This is a genomic window from Nocardioides sp. (assembly GCF_047606145.1).
Lineage (GTDB): Bacteria > Actinomycetota > Actinomycetes > Propionibacteriales > Nocardioidaceae > Nocardioides.
In genome coordinates this window covers 1-6,610 of sequence record NZ_JASGET010000158.1, presented here as the reverse complement: position 1 = coordinate 6,610, position 6,610 = coordinate 1, and the positions used below count along the sequence as shown (strand labels likewise).

The following is a 6,610-nucleotide window of genomic DNA, read 5'->3' as shown; positions in this document are numbered from 1 at the left end:
CCGAGACCACGACGACCCCGGAGCACCGGCCTCGGTGTGCTTGGGCCGAGACCACGACGACGTGGCAGCGGTGGCGCCATCCCGATCGGGCGCCGTGGGGCCGAGCATCCCGGCGGTCGACGCCCTATCGGATGGCTCGGATGGCTCAGATGGCTCGGATGGCTCAGATGGCTCAGATGGTCGGACCGTCGGCGAAGACCTCGTCGAGGATCGAGTGGTCCCACAGCGACTCGTCGGAGCCCTTGATGCCGAGGATCTTGAACAGTTTCAGGTTCTTGGTGATGTCGTCGTCGGTGTACCAGCCGAAGCCGTTGGCCTCGGTCTCGGCGGAGTACATGATATCGACCTCGGCGGCGGCCTGGAGCTTCTGGGTCTTCAGGTCCAGCCCGGCGTCGGGGTGCATCTCGACGGTGAGCTTCGCCGCTGCCTTCGGGTTGTCGTGGAAGGCCTGCCAGCCCATCACGTCACCCTTGAACAGGTCGACGATCTCCTGGCGCTTCTCGTCGTCCTCGAGGCTGGAGCGCAGCACCGTGTAGGTCTGCGACATCGGGTTGTAGCCGAAGTCGCTGAGAAGCATCGAATGGCCCTCGATGCCTTGCGCCTGGAGGGCGATCGGCAGGTCGATGTAGAAGCAGTAGACGGCGTCGACCTGGCCGGCGGTGAGCACCGAGGCGTCGTACTGGGTGGGGACGAACTGGACGTCGTCCTTGCTCATGTCGTTGATGCTGAGGAAGGCGTCGAGGGCGGGGGTGTCGGTGCTGGAGACGCCGATCTTCTTGCCGACCAGGTCCTCGGGGGTCTTCAGCGCGGCGTCCGCGAGAGAGAGGATCGTCGCGGGCGCCTTCTGGTACTGCCGGCCGATGATGACGAGGTCGGCACCCTCCTGGTTCGAGCGTGCGACGCCGTCCGCGCCGGAGATGTTCATGAGCACCTTCCCGCTCACGGTGTTGGCGTCGCCCGCGACGTCCGAGCCGCCGGGAGCGAGGGTCACGTCGAGCCCGAGCTCACTGAAGTAGCCGTTCTTGACGGCGAGGTAGGTGCCACCGAACTGGACCGAGTGGGTCCAGGAGAGCTGGTAGGCGACGGCGCGGGCAGCGGCCGCCGACGAGGAGGACGAGGAGGACGAGGATGCGGTGGAGGTGTTCGAGGAGCCGCAGGCGGACGCCAGGCTGCCGAGCCCGATCGCACCGGCACCGGCGAATGACGTCTTGAGCAGAGAACGACGAGAGAGAAGGTCCATGGGATCTCGCTTCGGGAGGATGGGGCGGCAACATATGTTGACCCAATCAACATGCCGACGAACGGATAAGCCGGAGTTACGGCGGCGTTCCGTTCCGATGAAACCTGGGCCGAGCTACAGGTCGAGGACGAGCCGAGGCCCGAGCGAGCGTGACACGCAGATCATCATCACGGTGGCGTCCTGCTGCTCCTCGGGGGTGAGGACCGTGTCCCGATGGTCGACGGCACCCGCCAGGACGGCGGTCTCGCAGGTGCCGCAGTAGCCTTCCCGGCACGAGGAGACCACGATGGCCCCGGCGTCGGCGACCGCGTCCAGCACGGTCTGGTCGGCCCCGACGGGCACGACGGCACCGGTGCTGGCCAACTCCACCTCGAACGACTCCGGGCCGGTGTGGTGGCCGCCGTCGTCGGGACTGTCGGCGAGCGGATCGGCGCCGAACGACTCGTGGTGGAAGTCCAGCCCCCGGGCGCGGGCGGCCGCGCCTGCCTGATGCGTCAGTCCGTCGGGCCCACAGCAGACCAGGGACGTGCCGTCGGGCAGCGCGCCGACGAGCGCGGTCAGGTCCAGTCGGCCCCGCTCCTCGCTGGGATGGACGACGACGCGCTCCGGCCAGCGGCGCTCGAGCTCATCGGCGAGGTACATCCGGTCCCTGCTCCGGCCCAGGTAGTACAGCCTCCAGTCGGCGCCCTCCGCCTCCGCTCGCGCCACCATCGCCGCGATCGGCGTGATCCCGATGCCGCCGGCGAGGAAGACGTACGAGGGTCGGGCAGGCATGGTGAAGCGCTGCAGCACCCGGTGCACCACCAGCGGCGCACCCACCTCCAGCGACTCGTGCAGCAGCCGGGAGCCACCCCGGCCCTCGGGCTCTCGCAGGACGGCGATCCGCCAGCGGCCGGGATCGACCGAGTCGCCGCACAGCGAGTAGTGGCGGATCACTCCGGCGCCGACCTCGAGCTCGAGGTGGGCGCCCGGCTCCCAGGCCGGGAGGTCGTCGCCCCCGGCCGCCACCAGGTCCAGCACCAGTACGTCGGTCACCGGTCGGTGGAGGGCGTCGACCTGCAGCTTCAGGGGTTCGGTCAGGCTCACCTCGGATGCTCCTCGAGACGGGGGACGGTCCGGCAATGTTAGTTTCAGCAACATTGTGCCAGTAGGTCGCTCACCGGCCGGCATCCACCGGGTCTCTCCCCACCGCGAGGACGTGGAGCGACCCCCGAGCGGCCACTCGTCGTGTCCCGATGGGGCGTGCGCACCGCTGCGGCCCGAGGGCAACCGGCCTCCATGAGCACTTCGGCGGGCGGACCGGTAGGGTCTCGGCGGGCCGTTAGCTCAGCTGGTGAGAGCAGAGGACTCATAATCCTTGGGTCGCGGGTTCAAGCCCCGCACGGCCCACCGACGACGTGGTGTCCGGATGCGGCTCAGAAGACGCCGGCGGCGACGAGCAGCACCAGTACGAAGAGCGCCAGGGTGACCACGACGAGCAGCCCCTGGGCGATGTCCGGGATGCGGCTCTCGGCGGTCAGCTCGCCGTTGATCACCGGGCTCGCGCCTCGGGTACGGCGGTCCATGGACAGCCCGATCACCGCGGTGATGGCCGTCGTGGCCAGCGCACACCAGGCCCATGCCTCGTCGCCGTAGACCCGGTACCCCAGCCAGAGCGCCATGCCGAGGACAGAGGTGGTCAGCTGGCCGAGCACCATGCCGCCCGGTATCCGGGTGGCCGGCGCCAGTCGGTCGGCGTGGCCGGCGTCAGCCAGGAAGGTGAACTGATAGAGGAGCAGCAGGAGCTGAATGGCGAAGAGTCCCATCAAGAATGCGGCCACGGGCCTGATCGTAGTCCTCCGCCTCGGCGGTCGGCCGGCGGACCGCCGATGTCGCCGGGAGCGGCCGCGTCACAGCGAGCGGCCGCCGGAGATCAGGTAGTTCCCGTTGCGGTAGACGAGCGAGAGCTCGATGTCCTCGGTGGTCCGACGGCCGTCGTCGGTGGTGTAGCTGTAGTGATAGGAGACGCTGAGGTCGCTGCCGAGCTGTGGCTTGATCTCGGTGACCTCGTCGATCCGGGTCACGTGGCCCCAGAAGTTGGTGTATCCGCTCAGGCCGCCGCTGGCGGCGGCGTACGAATCGGTCAACATCGCATAGCCGGCGGCCGGGTCCGAGGCGGCGGTCGTCAGGTAGCTCCGCACGAACTGTCGTACGCCGGCGGCGGTGGGCTCGGTCGAGGTGCTGCTGGTCGACGAGTCCGTCGCCGACGGCGAGGCGCCGTCGTCGGTGGCGGTGCCGTCGCCGCCCCGGGTGAGCAGGAGTACGACGACCAGCGCGACGAGCACCGCGGCAATCGCGGTTGCGGCGGCGAGTGCGATGGGGAAGCGTCGTCGCCCCCCGCGGCCGCGACGAACCGCGGCCGGACCGGCCGCCGGGCTCCCTCCGCTCGACCCGGGCGTCGACTCGGACGCGCGTGGTGTGCGGTGGTGGGTCACCGGCTGCAGCTCCTGGGTGCCGCCGCCGACCGGCTCGCCGGAGAGGAAGGCGAGCACCTGTGCGATGTTCCAGCGCTGCGACGGATCGCGCACCATCGTGTGCGCCAGCAACGGGGACAGCCAACCGCCACGGTCCGTGCGCGGGGGCTCCTCGTGCACGATCCGGTACAGCGCACCGAGCACGTTCTCCCCGACGTCGTACGGCGCCTGGCCGGTCAGCGAGTGGAACAGCGTGGCGCCGAGCGACCAGACGTCGCTCGCCGGGGTCGACCGGCCACCGGCCGCGACCTCGGGTGCCAGGTAGGCGGGGGAACCGGTGACGATGCCGGTCTGGGTGAGGGTGGCGTCGCCGTCACTGCCACGGGCGATCCCGAAGTCGGTGAGCTTGGCGTGCCCCTCGGGGGTGACCAGGATGTTGGACGGCTTGACATCGCGATGCACGATCCCGGCCGTGTGCGCGGCGGCCAGCCCCTCGGCGATCTGGCGGATCAGGTCGGCGGCGAGGTCGGGGGAGAGTGGCCCCTTCTCGGCCACCAGGGTGGTGAGGGTCGAGCCTTCGACGTACTCCATCACCAGCCACGGCCGGTCACCCTCCTGGGCGATGTCGAAGACGGCGACCACATGCGGATGGCTCAGCCGCGCCGCCAGTCGGGCCTCGCGCTGAGCACGGGCCAGCGCGGCGCCGCCCGACTCGCTCGCGCTGAGCTGCTTGAGCGCGACCGATCGACCGAGCACCGCGTCCGTGCCCAGCCAGACCGCTCCCATGCCACCGTGTCCGAGCACCCGGTCAAGGGTGTACCTGCCTGCGATCAACCTCGTCCTCCCCGTCCCGACGAGAGTAGTTGCTCGGGCCAGGCGTGCCGAACCTCGAGCGAGGCAGCGGTGGCGGAGGTGGGTCGGCGCGGCCGGGTCGGGGAATCGAGTGGGCCGTGCAGCCGTCGATACGGCAGGCTTGGGGAGGCGCACGTGCCGGGCGATCCGCTCGGCCGCACGATCCGACACATCCGACAGACACGGAAAGGCCTGCTGTGCCCATCGATCCCACCCTCCTCGACGATCTCGAGTGGCGCGGTCTCATCGCCGACTCGACGGACCGCGACGCGTTGCGCGGCGCGCTGTCGGCGGGGAGCGTGCGGTTCTATATCGGCTTCGACCCCACCGCGCCCAGCCTGCACATGGGCAACCTGCTGCAGATCGTCACCGCGATGCGTCTGCAGCGCGCCGGACACACGCCGTACGTGCTGGTCGGCGGTGCGACCGGGATGATCGGCGACCCACGCGACTCCGGCGAGCGCACGCTCAACTCCGCCGAGGTCGTCCAGGACTGGGTGGCGCGGGTACGCCGCCAGATCGAGCCGTACCTCGACTTCGCCGGCGAGAACGCGGCGACGATGGTCAACAACTACGACTGGACCTCGTCGGTGACGGTGATCGACTTCCTGCGCGACGTCGGCAAGCACTTCCCGGTCAACCGGATGTTGGCACGCGACACCGTCCGCAAGCGGCTGGACAGCGGCATCTCCTACACCGAGTTCAGCTACGTGCTGCTGCAGTCGATGGACTACCTCAACCTGCACCGCGAGCACGGCGTCAGCCTTCAGCACGGCGGCTCCGACCAGTGGGGCAACATCACCGGTGGGGTCGAGCTGATCCGACGCGTCACCGGCGAGACGGTGCACGCCTTCACCACGCCGCTGGTCACCAAGGCCGACGGCACGAAGTACGGCAAGACCGAGGGCGGCGCGCTCTGGCTCGACCCGGAGATGATGGCGCCCTACGCCTTCCACCAGTTCTGGCTCAACGTCGAGGACGCCAAGGTGGGGGAGATGCTGCGGGTCTTCACCTTCCTCGATCGCGAGGAGATCGAGGAGCTCGAGCACCAGACGACGGAGAAGCCGTTCCTCCGCGCGGCGCAGAAGGCCCTCGCCGACCACATGACCACGCTGGTGCACGGCGCGGCGGAGACCGAGCAGGCCAGACAGGCGGCGGCCGCGCTCTTCGGCGGCGCCGACCTGGACAGACTGAGCAGCGCGACCCTGACGGCGGCGCTGCGGGAGGCCGGCGTGGTCGAGGTACGGCGCGCCGGTGGACTGCCGGCGGTGGTCGACCTGTTGGTGGACAGTGGTCTCGCGAGCAGTCGGAGTGAGGCACGCCGCACGATCGGTGAGGGGGGCGCCTACCTCAACAACGTCCGGGTCGAGGACCCGGAGGCGGTGGTGACCGACGGCGACGTGTTGGCCGGCGAGTGGCTCGTGCTGCGTCGAGGGAAGAAGCGGTTCGCCGGCGTACACCTCGCCTGACCTGGCAAGACGCGTCCACACGCGCGGGTCGAAGCGGTACCGCCGAGCGCCGCTTCGGCCGGCGGTAGGGCCGGCGTACGAGGGGTCGTTCGGTCCGCGCCACGCCGATGAGGCCCCGATTTGGCGGCGCGCCGCAGATGCCGTACTGTTCTCCGGGTCGCCAGGGAGCGGCGGGGAGCAAGCCCATCGGGACGGGCTCCCGGCCCCAGGTCGGCCACCTTCGTAGCATCGGACCGGACCGGTCGCACTCGGCAGTTTGTCGAGCGCCCGATCCGACCTGCTGACGCGGGTGAGGATCACCGGCTCCGAATTTGACGGAGCGGACCGATCCGCTAAAGTTTGAACAGCCGAAAAGGGTGGCTCTTCGGGGCGCGAGGAGGCGGGAACGCCGAATTGCAAGGCACCGAAATCGCCTGATACGGTTGCGAGGTAGAACCTAACGGGACGAGCGAAAGCTCCGACCGGCGGTGTGTGTGATTCTTGAGAACTCAACAGTGTGTTATAGTCGATGAATTAGTTTGTCCTGTCGGTTCTGGCTTGCCTTTTGGGGTGGGTTGGGGTTGATGGTTTTGTTTTGGCAGTGGATTCTGGCTTTT

The 6,610-nt window shown here is 69.2% G+C and carries 5 protein-coding genes and 1 tRNA gene; 2 read left to right on the top strand and 4 right to left on the bottom strand.

Annotated features, from left to right (window positions below):
* Nucleotides 1-172: 172 nt before the first annotated feature.
* Both QM638_RS21825 and QM638_RS21820 read right to left on the bottom strand, forming a co-directional pair.
* Nucleotides 173-1,240, bottom strand: a complete 1,068-nt coding sequence (locus tag QM638_RS21825) for an ABC transporter substrate-binding protein (RefSeq protein WP_415145571.1) — start codon at nucleotides 1,238-1,240, stop codon at nucleotides 173-175.
* 114 nt (nucleotides 1,241-1,354) lie between these two features.
* Nucleotides 1,355-2,326, bottom strand: coding sequence for a PDR/VanB family oxidoreductase (locus tag QM638_RS21820; protein ID WP_415145569.1), 972 nt, complete (start codon nucleotides 2,324-2,326; stop codon nucleotides 1,355-1,357).
* A 229-nt stretch (nucleotides 2,327-2,555) separates the two neighbouring features.
* Between QM638_RS21820 and QM638_RS21815 the strand changes: the two genes are divergently transcribed.
* A tRNA-Ile gene (locus QM638_RS21815) sits at nucleotides 2,556-2,629 on the top strand.
* A 26-nt stretch (nucleotides 2,630-2,655) separates the two neighbouring features.
* Here QM638_RS21815 and QM638_RS21810 read toward each other — a convergent pair.
* Together QM638_RS21810 and QM638_RS21805 are read right to left on the bottom strand one after the other, a co-directional pair.
* Nucleotides 2,656-3,060: a hypothetical protein gene (locus QM638_RS21810; RefSeq protein WP_415145568.1), complete on the bottom strand. Its 405-nt coding sequence runs from the start codon at nucleotides 3,058-3,060 to the stop codon at nucleotides 2,656-2,658.
* 69 nt (nucleotides 3,061-3,129) lie between these two features.
* The gene (locus QM638_RS21805) at nucleotides 3,130-4,527 is read right to left on the bottom strand and encodes a serine/threonine-protein kinase (protein ID WP_415145566.1); all 1,398 of its coding nucleotides are present in this window, start codon (nucleotides 4,525-4,527) and stop codon (nucleotides 3,130-3,132) included.
* 215 nt (nucleotides 4,528-4,742) lie between these two features.
* Between QM638_RS21805 and tyrS the strand changes: the two genes are divergently transcribed.
* Nucleotides 4,743-6,014, top strand: coding sequence for a tyrosine--tRNA ligase (gene tyrS / locus QM638_RS21800; protein ID WP_415145565.1), 1,272 nt, complete (start codon nucleotides 4,743-4,745; stop codon nucleotides 6,012-6,014).
* Nucleotides 6,015-6,610 lie beyond the last annotated feature (596 nt).

Coding starts and splice junctions, on each gene's coding strand:
- QM638_RS21825 (WP_415145571.1), bottom strand. CDS start 1,240: ATGGACCTTCTCTCTCGTCGTTCTCTGCTCAAGACGTCATTCGCCGGT.